The 19089-nt window shown below is 32.3% G+C and carries 28 protein-coding genes and 3 pseudogenes; 27 read left to right on the top strand and 4 right to left on the bottom strand.

Going from position 1 to position 19089, the window contains the following annotated elements; all coding sequences use genetic code 11:
* Positions 1-59 precede the first annotated feature (59 nt).
* From NSQ64_RS11395 to NSQ64_RS11380, 4 genes are all read left to right on the top strand, one after another.
* Complete coding sequence (locus tag NSQ64_RS11395) at positions 60-656, top strand: site-specific integrase (RefSeq protein ID WP_341016580.1); 597 nt, start codon at positions 60-62, stop codon at positions 654-656.
* A complete protein-coding gene (locus NSQ64_RS11390; RefSeq protein ID WP_341016576.1) occupies positions 637-1128 on the top strand; it encodes a hypothetical protein in 492 nt (163 codons plus the stop codon). The genes NSQ64_RS11395 and NSQ64_RS11390 overlap by 20 nt, the downstream gene beginning before the upstream one ends.
* Before the next feature lie 100 nt (positions 1129-1228).
* Positions 1229-2617 carry a hypothetical protein gene (locus NSQ64_RS11385; RefSeq protein ID WP_341016574.1) on the top strand — a complete coding sequence of 463 codons (1389 nt, stop codon included), beginning with the start codon at positions 1229-1231 and terminating at the stop codon, positions 2615-2617.
* A 2-nt stretch (positions 2618-2619) separates the two neighbouring features.
* Positions 2620-3606: a phage lytic cycle repressor MrpR family protein gene (locus NSQ64_RS11380; protein WP_341016572.1), complete on the top strand. Its 987-nt coding sequence runs from the start codon at positions 2620-2622 to the stop codon at positions 3604-3606.
* Between the two features lie 154 nt (positions 3607-3760).
* On the opposite strand, the gene NSQ64_RS11375 is transcribed toward NSQ64_RS11380, so the two are convergent.
* Complete coding sequence (locus NSQ64_RS11375) at positions 3761-3979, bottom strand: helix-turn-helix transcriptional regulator (RefSeq protein WP_341016570.1); 219 nt, start codon at positions 3977-3979, stop codon at positions 3761-3763.
* Between the two features lie 186 nt (positions 3980-4165).
* Between NSQ64_RS11375 and NSQ64_RS11370 the strand changes: the two genes are divergently transcribed.
* The 4 genes from NSQ64_RS11370 (at position 4166) to NSQ64_RS11355 (ending at position 5593) form a co-directional block, all read left to right on the top strand.
* Positions 4166-4327, top strand: coding sequence for a hypothetical protein (locus NSQ64_RS11370; protein WP_341016568.1), 162 nt, complete (start codon positions 4166-4168; stop codon positions 4325-4327).
* 453 nt (positions 4328-4780) lie between these two features.
* On the top strand, positions 4781-4951 hold the full coding sequence (locus NSQ64_RS11365; protein WP_341016566.1) for a hypothetical protein: 171 nt from the start codon (positions 4781-4783) through the stop codon (positions 4949-4951).
* Positions 4952-5163: 212 nt separating this feature from the next.
* Positions 5164-5298: a hypothetical protein gene (locus NSQ64_RS11360; RefSeq protein ID WP_272953957.1), complete on the top strand. Its 135-nt coding sequence runs from the start codon at positions 5164-5166 to the stop codon at positions 5296-5298.
* A 40-nt stretch (positions 5299-5338) separates the two neighbouring features.
* The gene (locus NSQ64_RS11355; protein ID WP_341018302.1) at positions 5339-5593 is read left to right on the top strand and encodes a ribonuclease H family protein; all 255 of its coding nucleotides are present in this window, start codon (positions 5339-5341) and stop codon (positions 5591-5593) included.
* Between the two features lie 68 nt (positions 5594-5661).
* On the opposite strand, the gene NSQ64_RS11350 is transcribed toward NSQ64_RS11355, so the two are convergent.
* Positions 5662-5961, bottom strand: a complete 300-nt coding sequence (locus tag NSQ64_RS11350; protein WP_341016563.1) for a hypothetical protein — start codon at positions 5959-5961, stop codon at positions 5662-5664.
* 157 nt (positions 5962-6118) lie between these two features.
* On the opposite strand from NSQ64_RS11350, the gene NSQ64_RS11345 reads away from it, so the two are divergent.
* The 3 genes and pseudogenes from NSQ64_RS11345 to NSQ64_RS11335 form a co-directional block, all read left to right on the top strand.
* Entirely contained in the window at positions 6119-6535 is a 417-nt protein-coding gene (locus tag NSQ64_RS11345) for a hypothetical protein (protein WP_341016561.1), read from the top strand.
* Between the two features lie 58 nt (positions 6536-6593).
* Entirely contained in the window at positions 6594-6719 is a 126-nt protein-coding gene (locus NSQ64_RS11340) for a hypothetical protein (protein ID WP_272953958.1), read from the top strand.
* Positions 6720-6990: 271 nt separating this feature from the next.
* A pseudogene (locus NSQ64_RS11335) lies at positions 6991-7311 on the top strand (SLOG family protein); the annotation flags it as partial.
* A 49-nt stretch (positions 7312-7360) separates the two neighbouring features.
* Here the strand turns inward: NSQ64_RS11335 and NSQ64_RS11330 are convergent.
* Complete coding sequence (locus tag NSQ64_RS11330; RefSeq protein ID WP_171465413.1) at positions 7361-7738, bottom strand: DUF2513 domain-containing protein; 378 nt, start codon at positions 7736-7738, stop codon at positions 7361-7363.
* Between the two features lie 110 nt (positions 7739-7848).
* Positions 7849-8647: pseudogene (locus NSQ64_RS11325) on the bottom strand (ATP-dependent DNA ligase).
* A gap of 149 nt (positions 8648-8796) precedes the next feature.
* Here NSQ64_RS11325 and NSQ64_RS11320 point away from each other — a divergent pair.
* The 16 genes and pseudogenes from NSQ64_RS11320 (at position 8797) to NSQ64_RS11250 (ending at position 19017) form a co-directional block, all read left to right on the top strand.
* Positions 8797-9012 (top strand): hypothetical protein, encoded by a 216-nt coding sequence (locus NSQ64_RS11320; RefSeq protein ID WP_341016554.1) that lies wholly within the window; start codon positions 8797-8799, stop codon positions 9010-9012.
* A gap of 56 nt (positions 9013-9068) precedes the next feature.
* The gene (locus tag NSQ64_RS11315) at positions 9069-9725 is read left to right on the top strand and encodes a hypothetical protein (RefSeq protein ID WP_171465415.1); all 657 of its coding nucleotides are present in this window, start codon (positions 9069-9071) and stop codon (positions 9723-9725) included.
* A 295-nt stretch (positions 9726-10020) separates the two neighbouring features.
* Positions 10021-10740, top strand: coding sequence for a hypothetical protein (locus tag NSQ64_RS11310; RefSeq protein WP_341016553.1), 720 nt, complete (start codon positions 10021-10023; stop codon positions 10738-10740).
* A gap of 2 nt (positions 10741-10742) precedes the next feature.
* Positions 10743-11132, top strand: a pseudogene (locus NSQ64_RS20975) (beta-sandwich lipoprotein).
* A gap of 215 nt (positions 11133-11347) precedes the next feature.
* Positions 11348-11536 (top strand): hypothetical protein, encoded by a 189-nt coding sequence (locus NSQ64_RS11305; protein WP_171465416.1) that lies wholly within the window; start codon positions 11348-11350, stop codon positions 11534-11536.
* Between the two features lie 614 nt (positions 11537-12150).
* Positions 12151-12516, top strand: coding sequence for a hypothetical protein (locus NSQ64_RS11300; RefSeq protein WP_341016551.1), 366 nt, complete (start codon positions 12151-12153; stop codon positions 12514-12516).
* 390 nt (positions 12517-12906) lie between these two features.
* Complete coding sequence (locus tag NSQ64_RS11295; protein WP_341016549.1) at positions 12907-13836, top strand: S8 family peptidase; 930 nt, start codon at positions 12907-12909, stop codon at positions 13834-13836.
* A 1-nt stretch (position 13837) separates the two neighbouring features.
* On the top strand, positions 13838-14686 hold the full coding sequence (locus NSQ64_RS11290) for an SAR2788 family putative toxin (protein WP_171465420.1): 849 nt from the start codon (positions 13838-13840) through the stop codon (positions 14684-14686).
* Positions 14662-15132, top strand: a complete 471-nt coding sequence (locus NSQ64_RS11285) for a DUF7878 domain-containing protein (protein ID WP_171465421.1) — start codon at positions 14662-14664, stop codon at positions 15130-15132. Before NSQ64_RS11290 ends, NSQ64_RS11285 begins: the two co-directional genes overlap by 25 nt.
* Before the next feature lie 372 nt (positions 15133-15504).
* Complete coding sequence (locus tag NSQ64_RS11280; protein WP_341016545.1) at positions 15505-15816, top strand: hypothetical protein; 312 nt, start codon at positions 15505-15507, stop codon at positions 15814-15816.
* Positions 15817-15844: 28 nt separating this feature from the next.
* Positions 15845-16120, top strand: a complete 276-nt coding sequence (locus tag NSQ64_RS11275) for a hypothetical protein (protein WP_341016544.1) — start codon at positions 15845-15847, stop codon at positions 16118-16120.
* Complete coding sequence (locus NSQ64_RS11270; RefSeq protein WP_341016542.1) at positions 16098-16637, top strand: hypothetical protein; 540 nt, start codon at positions 16098-16100, stop codon at positions 16635-16637. The genes NSQ64_RS11275 and NSQ64_RS11270 overlap by 23 nt, the downstream gene beginning before the upstream one ends.
* 78 nt (positions 16638-16715) lie before the next feature.
* The gene (locus NSQ64_RS11265) at positions 16716-17180 is read left to right on the top strand and encodes a hypothetical protein (RefSeq protein WP_341016540.1); all 465 of its coding nucleotides are present in this window, start codon (positions 16716-16718) and stop codon (positions 17178-17180) included.
* A 54-nt stretch (positions 17181-17234) separates the two neighbouring features.
* The gene (locus NSQ64_RS11260) at positions 17235-18002 is read left to right on the top strand and encodes an AAA family ATPase (protein WP_341016538.1); all 768 of its coding nucleotides are present in this window, start codon (positions 17235-17237) and stop codon (positions 18000-18002) included.
* The gene (locus tag NSQ64_RS11255; protein ID WP_341016536.1) at positions 17999-18334 is read left to right on the top strand and encodes a hypothetical protein; all 336 of its coding nucleotides are present in this window, start codon (positions 17999-18001) and stop codon (positions 18332-18334) included. Before NSQ64_RS11260 ends, NSQ64_RS11255 begins: the two co-directional genes overlap by 4 nt.
* 65 nt (positions 18335-18399) lie before the next feature.
* On the top strand, positions 18400-19017 hold the full coding sequence (locus tag NSQ64_RS11250) for a hypothetical protein (protein ID WP_341016534.1): 618 nt from the start codon (positions 18400-18402) through the stop codon (positions 19015-19017).
* Positions 19018-19089: the final 72 nt, after the last annotated feature.

Raw genomic sequence — 19089 nt, 5'->3', positions numbered from 1 at the left:
AAAAATAGCGATTGTTCTTAACTCAACAATTGAAGAATTAATGTGAAGGAGGGAGAAAAATGAATTCGAAAGCAGTTCCATTAAAGGAATACACTGTATATAACGATATTATGACATATCTGAAAAAAATTGATGATGAGGGATCAGTAGGAAATACAAGACACTTTACAAAAGTAAAAAGAAGACACAGTATGTTTGAGACAAACACAGTGGTGAACTACTATGGGGATATTAAGCAATTCTTTAAATTCATTAAACCTGAAGTGGGTATAGAGTTTTTAACTCCGAGTGATATTGAAATAACATCAATTGACTTAATAAATTTTAGAAAGTATCTGAAAGAAGAGGGCTTAGCGAATACAACTATTAATCGTAAAGTGATATCAGTTAAAGGCTTATACAAGTTTCTTAAGTCAGTTAGTACTTATTCTGACTTAATTGATTTAAGTCAATTTGGATCAACAAAGAAGCTAAAAGAAATATCAAAGAGTTATGGTAAAACAACTCAAACTGAAGCGGAGCGAATTGCTGAAAACATGCTATTAGAGCGGGAAAATGGCTTAAAGAAGAAACTGCTCACTAAATTTCTAATTCGTACTTCGTTTAGAATTGAGTATGCACTTACTGTTAAAATGGATGGACATCAAGAAAGTTGACGGTGAATTATATAAAGTAGAAGCCCTAAACAAGGGTTCGTATTTAGTTTCTACAGGGCTGCACGAAAATTTTTTAAATGAGCTAAGGCAATTAAAAAAACAAAATTGCATGGAGAATGATTTAGTGTTTGATGGACTGACATCAAGATCTTACAGAGAATCGTTCAACAGATCTTTGGATAGATTAGGAATACCTGCATCAAGAAATCTTAAACCTCACTCTTTAAAGGGAGTTGGGATTGATATAGCGTATGAGGAGTCTGGCCATGATATAAGGGTTGCTATGTCTCAGGGAAATCATAAAGATCCTAAGACCCCAATGAGATATTTAACTAAAAATGACAATATAGAAAATTCAGCAGGTATATTGATGGATAAAGAAGTAGATTTTTCATTGATTGAAAGTGCTACAAAAGAGGATTTTGTCAATTTTTTTCGTAAAGCAGATAGAGGAACTTGCAAAAATTCCTAGAATTTGTGAGGTAAGTTTACAATTAGATTAATTTTTTAACTAAAAATTGATTTAATATAATATATTTGTTATTTTTGTTTTAGAAGAGGTGTACACTTGTATGAATAATTTAGTGATTTTTGATGATGAAAAAGATGCGCTTCTAAACGAAACAATAGAAGTGTTATTACAAAAAAATAAACATGATAAAAATTTTAGGGATAGACTTCAAAACATTCTTTCTCATAAAGGTGTTTCACCAGGAGAAACAATGAATCTTATTATTAGATTTGGGAGACAGGAAGCACTAAGAAAAGAAGAAAAATACCTTCTAGCTTTAGGTATATATGAAGTGACTAAAAATGAAAAGATTAATCCAGTAAATTATTTCCCAGAAAGAATAATTCAGGAAATTGAAACAACGTGGGAAGATTTTTCACAGAATAATGACAGTGAGCTGAATTTTCCTATAACATTTGAGGATGTTACAAAAGTTGATGACAATAATTTTACTTTCTTGCTTAAAAGAAGTGAAATAGCAAAAATGTATGAGAATCATTTGCTTCAATATAACCCTAGAACTCAGAGAACTAGCGAGACAAAGAATTTCGAGTTCTTGGGAGGAGAAATACCTATCCCTGAGCTTAATCAAAATGCAGTAGAAGAGATTTCACAAAAAACTATCATTGGTACCTTAATAAGCTCAACTTTAATACTTAATGCAAGATTTGGTTCATCTTCCGAAGAGATTGAGGTTGTTTATGATCCCCATGAAAGAGCATTAACAGTTATGAGTGGCACTCTGCTAGATGTAATTGATGGTTACCATCGAATTGTAGGGATATCGAAAGCAGTAAGGTCTGGCAGCTTTGATGATAAATTTATGAAAATAGACTTTTACAACGTGACTCAAAAAGTTGCAAGACAGTTATTTGGGCAGCATAATACAATAACTCCAGTTAGACTATCGAAACTAAAAGAAATGAACGAAGATAACCCTGTGAACAAAGTTGTTACTCATATTAGAGACAACAGTGTAATTGGTCAAAGAATAAGTTTAGATCATGATGTGATCGCAACTCAATCAGACTATCTATATTCCTTAAATGATGTAATAAGTGCAATAGAGGCAACAAAATTCCCTAAGTTGCTGAAAGATCAAATAGCTGTAAGGAAGATTGGAGTCTTTTTGGTTAAATTCTTTGATGAATTAACTGAGCTGTATTACGAAGAATTTCTAGGAGACAAATTTGAGCAAGCCAAAAAAACTATTGTAATAAATAAAAACATTTTGGTTGGGTTCATGGAAATTGCATATTTTATGTACACATCAGGTATTAGCGCAAAAATGACGCAACAAATAATTAAAAAAATGAGACTTAGCTTTATTAGAAATAATCCAGAGTTAAAAGAACACAAAATCTTAAATAAAAAGAATGAAGTAACTCATAGTAAAAACCATGTTATTAAATATTTCCAATACAAATTGAATGAAGTAGAAGGTGTATAGCTTTGTGGTATAACGAGGAGTTTAAGAAAACTTATTCAGATACATTAAGTGATAGTTTACAAAAGCAAGCCGCTCTTTTATTTAATCATTCACAAAAAGAAGAAAAAATAAGGGATAAAGACTTATTTGATTTCACAACAGATGAAATTTTGAATGTGCTTAGAGCAATGTACTCAACTTCTCTTGTAACTTTGGAAACATTATTATACACCATGACAACCTATATAGATTGGTCAATTGCAAATGGTGTTACTAAGGGTAGTAATAATTTAGCTAGGTCGATAAAAACTAATGATTTATTGTCATGTATAGATTCATCTTTAAAATTATATATAACTAAAAATGAATTAGAAAAAATGTGTGCAAAATTAATTAATGCTCAAGATAGGGCATTGCTTAGACTACTTTTTGAGGGCATATTAGGTTACGAGGCAAGTGAAATGACCAGTCTCAAAAGAAGTGACATAGAAAAAGCGTTAAATAATAATAATATGTTAACAGTGTATGATTCGAAATTTGGAGAAAGAACAATAAAAGTAGAGAAGGCAACTTTGCAAGACTGTCTTGAAGCAAACCTTGAAACAGAATATAGACCATTGAATGGGAAACCAGGGCTAAGAAAGCCATCATTAAGTTTAGTTGATAATGAATATGTAATAAAAACAAAACAGACTAATGCAATTGGGCAAGGGCAAGCTTCGAGAACTGTAGTAAGTTCTACTTTTAGAAACCTCAAAGAAATTTTTGGTTTTTCATTTTTAAGACCTATAGGTATAGTTAAATCAGGCCTTCTATATGAGGGTTATAAGCTAATATTAAAAGGGGAAGAGTTGGACAGAAAAGCTCTTAATCAAATATATGAAGATAGAAAAGTGCGTGCAAATGATCTGAATCAGAAAATTATATCGGATAGAAGAGAATTCATGAATGAGGAAACCATAATAAAATATTACTCAGATGAACTTAAAAAAGAAGGCAAATCTATATGATTTGTCTTCTTTTTATGAAAAATTCTAAATAGTTCCCCTATTCGACGAAAAAAGACAAAATATTATGTATACAAACTGTTATGCTTATAGTAGTATAGTCTTATCAGCGAATTCGCTGATAATGGAGGTGAACTGAGACCATTGTCTCAGTTAATCAATGTCTTATCCTAAACTCGAACAAATCGTCAATCCTGCAGCCTAATGACATAGCGATCTTAGCTGCTGTTTTAATACGGATGTCTACAGGTTGATTGATTATTTGGAAGATGGTTTGTGGTGTCAAGCCAGTGGCTCTTGCCAAATCAGCCTGTGTCCAGTTTTTTTCCTTTAGCAGATTAGGAATATGACATTGCCCGATCTCTACATTTAACATCGGACAACCTCCAGTTTTGTTGTTAAAATGTACAAGCTCTATTACATATCATACCAATCAATTTGAAATAAAAAAAGAAAAAAATATTGTAGCTAATATTAGAGCTAAGATGTATAATTAAAAAAAGAAACAGAACGCACGTTCCTTTTATGTTGCAGGAGACTAATCAGATAGGGAGAAATGAGTATGGCTAAGTTTAGAACCTGCTTCGTTATAAGCGCTGATACATTTTTAGAAATTGAAGATGTTGAAAATACTGAGGCTGCGTATAAAAAAGCGGAATTGGTAATCTCACTGTTCGAGTTAACACAAGATATCATATTAAAAATTGGTGACAGGGAAATATAATTAGAAACTGGATGTTTGGATATCACATTATTAGATGATGTTGAAGAAATAGATTAAACCTAAAATAACATAAATCCTACATCTTAGATTGCGAGCAACTTGCTTTTAGATTGGAAAGAAGATAGCTAAATATAGAAAATGTCATTATCAAAAGAAAAGACTACCAGGATATTAATCTAAAAATCAATGTGGACAAACTAAGTGAAATGGAGTTTACCTTTGAGCTAATGTTTTCAGGGAAAAACAATAATATCGCAATAACAATGAATCCCTCAGACTTGATACAGCTGAGGGATAAAATTAATGAAACAATTTTTAAGCTATCATAAGAGCAAATAATGCTCTTATTTTTATGTAAATAAAAGAAAATAACAAATATCTATTGATAAGGAAAGGAAGAGTATTACACCATAAAATTACAAATAACATACATAAATGAGAGAGGAGTTCTGTTTGGAAATATTAAAATCAAAGTTAGAAAAGATTGAGGGTTCCATTTCTAATTTCAAAAGAAACTTGGAAAAAGGTGGGTCAGAAGCTATTAGAGATATTCACTCAATAATAGAGTATGGATATGAATTGCTCTACATATATGAAGCAGCAACTAAAGAAGATAAAATGTAAGTTTTATTTAGACTTTAGGAGGTGAAGGCTAAATCGTAAATGATCATTCATTCAAAATAAAAAATACAAATTACAAGTATACTGTGGATTTATTATCAGAGATGTTAAACATTACAAATGGTGTAGTTGAAAGTGGGGATACATTGATTAAGTCAATTAGATTTCTTGATGAAGGTATCTCATATTCCATTGGAGATAGTGTGGAGGGCTTCTTGGGAGCTAAGATATATTTCATCTATGACTATCGAGAAGAGCCAGAGAAAGCATTCTGGATTTATTTAGATAGTGGTGATCAGTTCTTTGTGAACGAGGGGAAACAATGTGATGGAGCTGACAGGCGAAATTGAAGCTTTAAAGCATATAAAAGACAAATAATATACATATAATATACATATTGAAGTTTATGCTGACTCTACATACGTGGTTGATGGCATGAATAGCTGGATGAAGAATTGGATTAAAAACAATTGGCGTAAATCAAACAAGAAACCAGTTGAAAATAAAGAACTCTGGATGGAATTAAACGAACTTGTTAAGAATCAAGCATCAGTCACTTTCTTCAAAGTTAAAGGACATAGTGGAAATGAAGGAAACGAAAAGGCAGATGAACTGGCCAACCAAGCAATGGATGAGCTTGAATAGCCAATAAAAGATGCATTTAAAAGAGAAAAAGAGACATTGGTATTCATCAACATCTCAACATTTTAAAATCATTTCTTCCTTGACGCTCTTTTGCCTTCTATTGAAAAATAAAGAGATGTGCTTTCTAATCCAGGTACTTGGTTATTCTTTTGAAAAGGTACATACCCAAGATGTTCGTTAAGGTCTTCTTTTAAAAGAATTAAAACACTATTAGGTATAAAACCTATCAATTGGTTCAATTCAGTTCCATTGTATTCTAGTTTAAAAGCACTGTCTGAGCCACTATGCGCTGCTCGACCTTGAATAGCGTACTTGAATTTAGATAATAAAGTAATTTTTTTAATAGTGATATTACAATTCGTCAACATAATTATCAATCCTTTTTAACTGAAATTATACAGGAAGATACAAATAGTTGCTATTTTAAGAACTTTGTAAAAATGAAATTTGTGCATTTAACTTGATATTTTAAATTCAATTGCTTACAATCCTTTTAATCTTAATCTATTGAAAGGAATGAGTTAAATGAGCGCAGAGTATTATGTGTTAAAGCAACAGATAAGAAATAATTTTAGGGATTTTAGTACATCTGGGAGCACAGGGGGCGAATGTGTTTATGAATATGGAATATGTCATAAAGATGAAGAGGAAATTTTGATTGTCACTAATATTAATCATGGTGTAATGCGCTATATTGTTTGTTATGTGTATTGGCAAATTGAAAATAAGATACCTAAAGATAAACGATCAGAAGCAATTAAAGAGATTATCAATTTAACGTTTCCGATTGAAAAAAAGAAGAGGCTATCTTTGCCTGAAAGATGTAACATTCTCGAAGAACTTCTTGAAGTGTATGTAAAACACAGAATTACAATTGAAAATGAGTTAAAAATGCATGAGGCCTTAAATGAAAATATCAAGAAAATTATGAGAGAATGCTAGGGAAATCCCCTAGCAAACTTTTTAAAAAGACTGTTTTAAGGGAAAGGGTGTGACTTGTATGAGTATGTATGATCGATTGAAAAAATGGGATGATGTAGTAGGGTTTCTGAGAGATGTAGATTATCATCCACAATGTTTTACAGTTAACTACATTTCAGAAACAGACGATACTCAATTTGGATAGGCAACCATCCATATCATTCTTATGAAAAGTTGATTGAACTTGAAGAAAAAGAACATCGTGAAACGAAGAAGAAGCTTGAAACAGAAATGAAAATTTTGAAAAGTGAGATTGATTCATTGGAAAGGTTGCTTGTTGGTTAATATTCAAGAACTAATTGAGAGGTGTTGATGAATTGGCTATTGATTTTAAAAAGTTTTCTGATCCAGAGTGGATAAAGCAGCAAGAGGAAGCGAAAGAAGAAGAAAGGCACATCTTCGAAGAAAGTGAAAAAATAAGACATAAAACAGTGTGCTTCACAGGTCACCGTCCACAGAAATTAGGTGGATATGACATGAAGAATCCAACAATGTTGAAATTAAAAGAAAAGCTTCTAGAAGTGATTGAAAAATTGATTGAAGAAAATGAATGCGAACGATTTATTACTGGCGGAGCTTTAGGTGCTGATACTGCTGCATTCTGGTGTGTACATATTATGAAAGAAAAGTATCCTTATATCAAAAATATTGTTGCGGTGCCATTTGAAAATCAAGATAAGAAATGGTCTTCAGAGCAACAGGATTGGTACAGAAAGATGCTAAGTAAAAAAGAAGATCGCTATTGTCTCTTAGATACAAAAGCGATCATTTGTAAAGTGTCTATAGTTATTCTAGATTTAAATGCTTTTTGATTACTGTAGAGGCAACATCAGCAAGTATCGTTAATGAAGCACTTCCAAGCTTAGCTACTTTGTTCTTAGTTTCCGACCAAACTTTAGACCCTTTAATATTTTCCAAAAATTCATGACCTTGAAAAGTCAGGCTTTCGATTTCAATCCATTCCATTTGTTTAGATCCTGTTATAGTAACATTTAAAAAATTAGCTTCTTTTAACTTGCGGACTGTGTAATTGATGTCTTGGATATCATATTCTTTAAGCAATGGGTATTTAGCTAGTGCATTTACATCGACCTTTTGTCGATCGCCAATATGTTCTTCAACAGTTAATAATACATTTCGGACAATTTCATGGTTTAGTTTCATTTCACAATTTCCTTCCAAAAATATTGATTAGAATTAATTATCTCATGTTCTGTATTTAATACTCAACACATTTTTGGGAGATATGAAATAGGAGCTATGTAACGGAGAGATTAAACTCTCAAAGATTCGAAGGAAGGTATGCGGAGTTTGCCGTGCTTAGTCTTAAATCTGTGCTTAACCGTACATACTATAGGATCAATAAATACATTTTCGTCAGATTCGGACTTTACTTGTTTCATAGAGTGGAATTTACTTCGTTCTTCACGTGGCATGAATTCCATAAATCCAGCTGATGATCCATCTGGATAGGATAGAAGGAATTTTATATCTTCTTTTGTATAGCCTGTAATGAGAACTTCAGTGTATTCATAATTAATGACTTTAAGCCAATTATGTGACCGTTTATTTATTTCATAAGGAGAGTTAGCTCTTTTGAGTACGATTCCCTCTAAATTCTTTTCTTTGATCAGGTTAAAGTAAGATAGCCCGTCACCTTGAATTCCTGAGATTACAAAGACATTAGGGTGATGCAGTTCAAGTGAATAAAGAAGGTTCTTACGCTCACTGAGCGGTTTAACTGCAATAGGAATATCCATCTTTAAAAATAATATCAAATACACAATAAACAATACTATGATCTGATTTTTTGGACATAAAACGTTCCATTATAGCCTCAAAGTCAGGAGCACCATTTGGAGCAGCTACAATAACTTCACCATCTAGAACTGTACCATTTGGGATATCTAAATCCAAGAGTTCTGGGAATTTACTTGTTACTTCGTTGTTATGTCGGGTGAATAGCTTTATCTGATCATTAAATTTGGAAAGAATGAGTCTTATTCCATCAAATTTAAGCTCTGTAATATATCTATCGTCATCGAATGGTTCTTTGATCGAATGCAACAACATTGGCGATACGAACAAAATATCACCTCCTACATATATCATATTAACTAAGAGAAGGCGTTATATAAAGCGAAAGGGCAGTGGTACTTACTGGGATTGTATGTGCATTAGCGAGTGTGAATAATACGAAAAATTAAAAAGGAAGTGATGCAATGTCTGTAGTCGGAACTGAACAGGTGCATGTGTATGTTGAGGGAACATGGATTGAACAGTCATTTGAAAAATTGAAGAGTGGACAAATCTTTAAAATGCTGCATGAAGAAGGTATCGGTGTTTATACTGCGATGAGCAACGCTTGGTACGATGAGTTATACGAGCAATGGATGGTACATATTAAAGAAGATCATGGCGGATTAATTAAAAAATAACATATATAAATTAGAGTAAAACAGAGATTTCATATAGTTTAAAAGGAGGCATGAACTTGTTGAAAATGAATATAGGAAAAAATAAAGAGGATATGTTTCATACCCAAAAATTCAATTTTGAAGACTTTTTATCAAGATACATTGATGAACCAGAGGAGATGGAGATATTTGATGTGGTAAATGCTCTAAAACCATTTCAAATTGAGGTTGGACAAGTGTGGGTTGCAGGTGGGGCAGTAAGAAAAACTCTTCTTCAAAAAGAAATTGATTCTGATTCTGATTTCTTTTTCTCTAATAAAGAAGCTTTAGTTGCATTCAAGCAGTATGTCAAAGAAGAAGGGGGTAAATTATCTAGTGAAACCCAACACCAGGAGACTTATTTAATTGATATCCAAAATAAACCTAGGGTGATTCAATTGATTAAAATCGGCTTTTATGAAAATGTTTCGAAATTGTTAGACACGTTTGACTTTACAATTACTCAATTTGCTTATGATGGTGAAAGTTTGTATGCAGGAAGTCATTCGCTATGGGATCTGTCGAGGAATAGATTGGCTCTTCATAAGTTAACATATGGAGTTGCAACAATGAGAAGGTTAATTAAGTACACTAATCAAGTTTTCATAGCTTGTGCGGGAACAATGCAAAGTATTTTAGAGGAAGCTGTTAAAAATCCTGATGAGATTAAGTCTGAAATTAAATACATAGATTAATTTTAAATAAAAGTAATTTTTTAAAGAGAATGAAATAGAGTAGGGGCATTTAATCCTACTCATTTGAAGAAAATTAAATAAATTAAAGCCAGGGGAAGTCCAATTGAAAAGAAAATCTTGATAAGCAGAGTTTTAGAGTACCCTGGAATAGAATCTATGAGATCCTCAATATAATATTTCTTAATATCACCACCATCCTTAGTAATTTTATCAGATTATATTAGGTTGTTTTATTAAAAAAAAATTACGGAATGATTACAAATATATTGAAGCCTAGCGGCTTAGGAGGAATGAAATGAAAGAAACTATACAATTTCTAAAAGAACTTCAACAAGAATTGAAAACACAGGATGTTGATTGTCAGGCCGCACCACGATTTTGGGTTGTAAGTGACTATAAGTGGGTTGAAGCAAATGAAGGAAATGCTGAACGATATTCTGTTTACTTACCTAATGCAGCAGAATCTTATCCTGTAAAAGATTACATCGAAAATGCAAAAGAAGACGGAGAATTTAGTGGTGAACAATTAAAGGAACTGCATGAATGCAATAATGACTACGATGAAATTTTAGAATGGATACAAAAATACGAAGATGAAGGAGCAGAACTCTTTCCTGAGAAAAAAGTACATATAAAAAAAGACAGTACATTCTTTATCACAAAAGAAGAAGCCAAAAAAGATATTAAGGCTAACAGTCATCATTACACTAGCGAAGCGCACACTTATGCGATGACAGCATGGAGAGCGGCAAAAGTCGCTAAGTTGTGGGAGATACTTCAAGAATTTGACTGGGAGAGTGTGGAGATTAAAAAAGGAGGAAGCGATAAAGAAAAAGTGCAAACTTTTCAAAAACGATATGACTTTCATATTTCACAAAAATATGAAGCAATGGCAGGGCAATATGATGGATGGAGCAGCAGTACAGATGCCAGAAATCATCATGCATTAAGTGCAAGCCTTGTTTACCAGGATGCATTAACAGCAGGAATTAGATTGAAAGTGGAAGGGGAATGAAGATGAAAAAGAAATTGTTAGCATTATTTGTTGGGATTATGATGATTACGGCTGGATGTAGTGAGGCTGATACAGTATCACAAAACATTTCTAAATCGTCTGACTCATTTGAGGTGCAGTGAAGAATCGTTTTCTTTAATGGAATCACTGATAAGTACTTACTCACTGTAGAGGGGCTTTGTGCTCTTGGAAACGATGATAGTGATCTAAGAATGACGGTAACATGCAAGGTTGGTAAGGATGAATACAAAAAGCATTATCTTGGTTTAAGTGACAACGTTAGTTTCCTTGCAGAACAACTTGAGGCTAACAAAGAAGTCCCCTTTCATTACAAAATTCTGTTCAGGCCAGAAAACATTATCCCAGATATTAAGCTACAGACGAGTAAATGACAAATACAATACATAAATTCAGATAAAACAACTTTTTAACGAAAGTGAGAGAATCATAGTATGCAAGAAAAATTAATTGACAAATTACAAGCAGATAACAGAATGTTGAGAATCGAGAATGAGAAATTAAAAAAATTCTAAGCAATATTGAGCATCGTGGAATGGAAAAGGATATCAAACTAAAAAGAAAGCAAATCTACTGAGGTGGAATTGAATTGACTGAGACGAAGTATAAGACGGAGAAACGTAAGGCAAACGTTGGGGAGCGTATCTTGATTACGGATGATGCGTACGCAATCAGTTTATATGAGAAAGGTACAGTACTTACCGTAAGTAGCGTCGACGCTAAAGGCGATTTTATTCTGCACGTACGTAATAAAGGCGGTAAGAACACGGTTGTATAAGAACGGCTAGGATCAAGGACGTTTTGATGCGGAAATTGAGGCGGCTATAAATGTCGAATGAATTTTTGGAATGGGTGAATGCGTAGTGATGATTAAACACAAATTGCAATTAAATGGATTAAAAAGAAAAACTAAGAATTGTATAACTAAAATCTTAGACCCTTTGGCAAGGTTAGAGATGAACTTATAGAATAGAAGATATCATCGAATTGTAGATAAAGTCACAGAAGAGAGAGCGATTAAAATTTTTACAAAAGAAATTACAAGCCAAATTGTAAAATATCCAAGCGAACATTATTTTATTATCGCTAGTTTTAGTGATGAAAATTATATTACAGATGACTGCATGGCAAATTTTAGCTTTAGAATTTATTTTAGAAATAGAAGAGGGCAAATAGCTCACAGTAAATTTGGTAAAAGTATTGATTTTCAGTTAAAAGTTATCGAATCTTTAAAAACTAATAGAGATTTAGAAGTGACAGAAACCATAGAAGTTATCAAATGGAGTAAACCAAAAAACTATCAAAAATCAGTGATGATCAAGATAAGGGGGATGAGATGAAACACGATAAAACATTCGTTTTAAATTAAAAATAAGATATAGAGGTGATTGTATGACATTTGTTTTAAGTCCAGAGATTCACGAGGCAGTTGAATACTTCAAGAAAAATCTTGGCTATTCAGATAAGCATCTTTATCTGGGATTAGTTCAATTTGATGTAATGAAAGACAAAAACGCTGAGTTTTCAGAAGTTATTTACAATTTTTATAAAGAAAAGCCTGAAAGCTTTATTGCAGCTTTTAAGCATGGGTATGTGGTCGAGCGACCAATTGAGTTCAACCAAGCTATTGTTAGATTCTTCAACAAGGAAGAATTAAGCGTCAAACATAAAAATTCAGGTAAGCGTCATAAAGTTCATTTAGATATGAAGAAATATCCTGCAGGTTTTGAACTAAGAACGTTGGACATGTGGAACTGAGTGAGGTTACAGCAAGTAATGAATAAACTCATTTTGTTATCAGGTCATAGTTGTATTTGGTAAGATGTCATTAATCAGTAAATATAAAGTGTAGGAGTAAAGAAAAAAGAGTTGACCCATTTTCAATAGATGAGAAGAAGATTTGAATTACGAAAGCCTCTCTAGTGAATTAACGATAGTCGAATAGTCCAAATCTCAGGCATTCGCCCTTAGATAAAGTATCTTTGTTTTCTAATCCTTAAGGAAATACATATACAATAGAATATATTGCATTTGATGGTATTTACATAAAAATAAATATAGGTTAATATGTTCTTGTATTTCATATAAAAGGAAAGGAGGGTATATTCTGTATTAATTCTAAATACTGAATGTGAGAAGGAAGTTTGAATGAAAAAGTCAAAAGCCTTATTATTTGTTTCGTTCCTAGTGACTCTTGCAATTGTATTATGTTGGGGATTATATGGCGGTATTTCTATGGATAGTAGTAAATCATCATCCAAGAAAGGCGAGGAAAAAGAACTGCTATGGGGATATAAAGTTATAGGTCAGGAAAAACCTAATAATAATAAGAATTCTGTTAAAATTGCTATCCTTGATAGTGGTATTAATAAGTCGCATAAGGAATTTAAAGATATAACTTTTTATGAATACAATGCTACTAAACCTAAAAAATCCATTGAAGATGAGTATGGACATGGTACTGCAATTGCTGGAATAATCGCTGCAACTGGTAAAGAAATAAAAGGTATTTCACAAAATGCCATAATTTATGATGTCAAGGTACTAAATAAAAATGGCAAAGGAAAAGTTGAAGATGTTGTCAATGGGATCAAATGGTGTATTGAACAAAAGGTAGACATAATTAATATAAGTTTCGGATTTGGAAAAGACTACGATGAATTACGAAATGTTATAAAAAGTGCTTTAGATAACAATATAACAATTACAGCTGCTTCTGGAAATACATTAGGTCTAACTGTTGAATACCCTGCGAAATATGAAGGCGTCTTATCGATATCCTCACTTAACGAAAAACTAAAAATTGATCCAATTTCAGCAAAAGGAAAAATTGACTTTTCTGCGCCTGGAGTAAATATTAAAACAACTGATATACACGGAGGATATACAAAGGTTAAAGGTACATCCTTTGCAACTGCGTTTGCAACAGGTGCTATAGGCTGTTTGTATTCTAAAAAAAACAAATCTAAAGAGAATATTCATCAAACACTCAAGAAAAATACAGTTGATCTTGGAAAGCTAGGTTATGACAGAGAGTATGGCAATGGGATGATTATTTGTAACAAGGGAGAGAATTAGATTGAAAAAGGTTTTAATAAAAGTTCTTGTGTTAACATTGTTTTTGTGTGGAGTTGTTCCTGAATTTGCAAGTGCAAAATCAGGCGAAATTGATTCTGATGCTTTAAGAATAGAAGAGAATGCTAGTAAAGAATATGAAGTGAATGTTGAAAAAGAATTGGGGATAGAGCTAGAACAAGATATGTTAATGGAAGTTAAGGAAAGCCCAGATGAAGTTAACGTATCTACTCAGCTTGAAGCTGAGAGTATGAATGTCCAAACTGACATGAAAATTAATCATGAGACAGGTGAAATCACAGTTGATGGTATTACAGAGTTAGAAAATGGGGAAAAAGAAACTAACAAATTCAATGTGTTAATTGAAGAGATTGAAGGAAATGATTTTACAGCAACCTTTGTGGATGATGAAACAGGAAAAGAATATAAAGTTAGCACCATAGAAGCTCAGTCATCAATTGTTCCAGCAATAATAGTTGGAATTGTTTCTAGGTTTGGTATTCAATATGCTATTAAAAAATACGGAAAGAAGTTAATAATAAAAACATTTAAAAAACAAGTAATTAAACAAGGTATAAAAAAAGTTTCTAAGTTTTCTGTTAGCAACAAACACCTTAGTAATGCTAAAGGAAGGTACAGAAAATTTAATACTACAAGTAAGAGCACAGTGAATAAATGGATAAAAGAAGCCTTACAATCTAAAAACGTTTCCTTTACAATAAACAATAATAAAAAACTATCTTTTGTCATCACTGCAAACCTGAAAAAGAAAATCGGAACAAAAGGTGAAACAAAAATAAAAATAGTTATAGGTTGGGATGGTAAAATATGGACATCTTATCCAATCAAGTAGAATTTGATTATATTTTTACTTCCGATGAGGAAGATATTCCAAAAAACATGAAGAAAGATCCCTCAACAGCGCTAAGAGTAGAGGGAGAGTTTAAAATAGTTATAAATGATGAAGTATATTTTGAAGAAAATATCGCCTTATTAGAATTTTATGCATCTTTGCACGACTGGATTAAAAAGATTAAGAAAAAAAACAAAGTTACAGAGTATAGATATTACACAATGGAGTACGAAGAAGACGATCCAATTATTTCATTAATACCATTTGATAATAAGGCTCGACTCACCACAATTTGGGAAACTCAACAGCTATATAATGTATTCGATCTTAATTATATAATCGAACAAATGAAAACATTGCATGAACGCCTTGGACGTGACATTGAACAGCATTTTAAAATTTCACTAAAAAACTTTATTGGAAATATCCCATTAAGAAAATATTGAATGGAGATAGGAACTCCTGATTTTTCAGGGTTCCTTTTAATGTTTTAGTAGGCTGTTTTTAGAGTAGGTATATTTTGTGATTTTCTATTGCTTAGTTGGTTTTATAGGAATCATAATGATTTCAATTATGCTAGGAATTCAAATTGAAGGGTCTCCATTTCCGACAAGGTTTATTAAATTGATTGGGGTATCTTTTTTGTAGGATCGATATGGCTAATTAGATCAAAACAGAAAAGGATAGCCAAAAATAGAAATAAATATCTTGAATGAATTGCGCATTGTAAAGTGGCTATACTTTTTTAAAATAAAACTTTCATTTTAAATTAAAAATAACATATATTATAGAATTACAGTTAAAGAGGAGGTGAGTATATGAAGCTATTAAAAGTAAGTAAAACAGCTGCTGATACATACAGAAAGACAGTAAAAGGACGAAGTAAATTCTCTGACCAGAAGATTCAAAAGAAACTAAATCGACACATTACCTGCTTAAAGGAAAGAGAACCCGATAGAATTATTAAACAAGGCTTACTGAGCAAGGTTTATCTCTATGGTAATTTAATGATTAAAGTGAGATGGGGAAAGATTGTAGAAGTTATTAACCTACCTCACAAATTAAGAATTGAAAAACGTTTAGAGGATAGCGTGTTTCAAGCAATTGAAAATCAATTAAAAAACAAATAACATACATAAAGGAGATTCGACTATACTTATGGCAAAAAAGAAAAGTGATATTAAAATCAATAAAAATCATGAAGGTAAAGAATTTAACAATTTTTTCAGATTTGTAGGCAAAGTAAAACCTGTTATGAAAAAGGATGATGCAACTGATAGTTGGATAGAAGCGGCGATTTCTGAATTAACGCAAACGATAACAGGCAAAGATCGTAAAGTAGTTCAGTTTATTGTAGAAACAGCTAATAGAAATGAGCTAAAAGTCGAACTTGCTGGAATGGAACAGGGCTATGTTTATCCTTTACAGCTCTGAACATAAAAATTCTTTTAAACGAGAATGGGAACACACATTCGATAAAATGAAATTTCCTGACGAATCTTATAAAGTGATTTCAACCGATTGGGACTTATGTGATGAACTGGCTACATTTATTAAACCTGGCATGTGGGTTGATGTTAGAGGAGTTTATGAATTTAGCTCCTTCAAAAATAATGAAGGTGAAACAATTAATGTTGTAAAGAGAATTATTAAACAAGTTTATCTTTTGAAAAATGGACTGGTTGAAATCAACAATCTGATTTCTGGTGAAGAGTATAGAATTTATGATTCAGAAGAAAAAGGTAGGGTTCTTGGATACGGTAAAGCTAAAGAGGAGACAGTTAAAATAAATGTTGGTTGGTTGTCACCAGAAGGCGGCAATATCTTTATTACTAAACTCAGTAAAGGGGAAGAGGGTAAAAGAGTTAAAGTTGCTTATAATGAAAATACAAGCGAAACAGATAGAATCAAAGTTGTCAATAATGTAGAAAGTACAATAAGAATCAACTAAGAAGACGGTTCATACGAATATATTCCATATATTCGAGATTTTAAATCAGAGAATTTTACTGAAATCAATGAGTTTGAGATGCAAATGGGAATTAAAAGTGTATATCAAGAAGAGGAATCAAAGGACACCAAAGTTAATGCTGCATTTCTTGGCTATGGTAAAGAAAGAAGTCAGGTGTACGATGTTGAGTTAACTGTATATCATAAAGAACCAGAGGAAGGGAAAAGATCAATTGCAGAGGCCTTTGCAAACTTAAACAGACTGGATATCTTAGTAGTGCATGGCATCGATAATAACAGAGCGGAATTTGCTACTGTTGAGGTTGAAGAACAGGAAGAAGACAATCCTTTTGCTGATGTTGATGAAAAAGTCAAATCCTATGAACAAGTTTCGACTGGTACAAAAAAAGGTTTAGAAATTCTAAATGTTTTCACAGGTACATACGCAAAAAATTTGCTTACTGAAGAAGAGATTACAGGAGAGTCTGAGCAACAAGATCCTTTTTCTAATGTTTCTGTTTCGGATGATGAGCTTCCATTTTAATTCAAATACATACTAAATAAAATAAAAATAACAAATATAGAGAGGTTTGAATAAATGAGTTTTAGAAAAAAGGTTAAGAATATTGTACCTAAAGTTGACTTGCAATCCTATATGAGTGGGATTGCTGGGGGTTACAAGTCAGGAAAAACAAGATTATGGAAAGAGCTGATTGAAACTTTTTATCCAGAGCAGAAGGAGGCAGGGCTATTATTAGCCTTTGAACCAGGGTACAATACCTGGGAATTAGATTCAGTAATTCCGATGCATGATTATGACTGGAGGTTTTTTAAAGGCGAAGTAGTGAAAGGGCTACTTGAGGAAGCGAAAAGCGGTCGGGTGACTAATGTTCTCGGTATTGATACAGCTGATAGGTTGATGGACATGGCCACAGAATATATTTTAGATGAATTAAATAAAAAGTACGGAAAGAAAATGAAAACTCTTCAAGAAGTTGCAAAGACAATTAAAGGCACGAATGGCTACATGTTATTAAAGCAGGTTTGGAAACAAATAGATTTATTGGAAAATGAAGGATACGGTATCATTTGGTTAGCATGGACTAAAGAAAAAGAAACAACAACCAGAGATGATCTTAAATATAACTCTATTGAACTAAAGATGAGTAAAACAGGGGCAGATATCTTTGAGTCTCAAGCTGATTTAATTGTTACACTGCACAATGAAGTAACGGTTATGGATAAAAACGGAAACGAAATCGAAGAAAATTTGAAGAATAAAGGAGGGAAAGAGCAAGCAGCTAAGCACCATTCAACAGAAGCATATATGTACTTCCTTCCTGTTATATTGGGATTGGAGGGGTGAGATTTACAGATCTTCCTGAGAAAGTTCCTTACGGTGTGGAAAACTTCTTAGAAGTCTTTGAGAATGCAGTTAAAGGCCAACTTAAAAAGAATACTAAATCTATTACAGAACTCAAGAGTGAAGAAGATCGAGTTAGAGAAGAGAAGGCTAAAGAATTTGTAGATAAAGTAAATGAACCTAACCCTAATGAAATTCTCGAAGAAATTAATTCTCTTGTTTCAGATATTGAACGAGACAAGAAACTTGAGTTGTCAGAGAAGTTTAAAGAGGCATTTGGTGAAGGTAACTATAAACAACTTAAAACTGTTGAAGAATTGAACAAAGCTCTTTAAATTGTTAAATCATTTTTAAATTAAGAGGGGATTTTCCCCCTCTTCAATGTACAAGAGGTGACTGTATGAAAGGCTATAAATGTAGATTTTGTGGTTTGAAAAATGACCATATGCAAATGAAATGTTATTCAAAACCTACGGGTAAGTATAATAAAAACGGTACTGAGAAGATGGCAAGAAAATATGTCCATTTAAAATGTGATGAAGAGTATAAGAACAATGAAGCATTTAAAGAAAAAGAATTAAAAGAATTAGATGAGTTGTTTACATATCTTAAGAAGTTGCACAGAATTGATACTCTTGATGGTCGAATGATGGAGAAAATTCAAGATCTCAGAAATGGAACTGTGGTGTTTAATAAGAAAAAAATTAAAAGGTATAAAGAAGGAGTGCCTTTTAGAGACATTTTATATACATACGAGATAAATGAAACCTACATAAACGAAACTTTAAGTAACATGGTTTTCGCTGCAAAGTGGAATGAGTTTTCATATGTGTTTGCAATTGTTATAAATAACATTAATGATTCAATCGGCGCTGCTTCAAATAAAGAAACAGTAATGAATCGTAGAGAGGCGATTATTGATAATAATTTAGTTGATCAAACATCCTACTCAATGGATGAAACGGCAAAATACAACAATAACAAAAAAGATGTATTGGATATCTCAGAATTTTTATAGGAGGGTTTAATGAGAAAACACTTATCGGAATTCCTGGATCCTTCGCAGGTACATGAAGCTTTATTTGTAGGT

This window comes from Bacillus sp. FSL W8-0183 (genome assembly GCF_038006825.1).
In the GTDB taxonomy this organism is placed as follows: domain Bacteria; phylum Bacillota; class Bacilli; order Bacillales; family Bacillaceae; genus Bacillus; species Bacillus altitudinis.
Note: the sequence above shows the minus strand (reverse complement) of the source record. Positions and strands in the feature narration are given on the sequence as shown.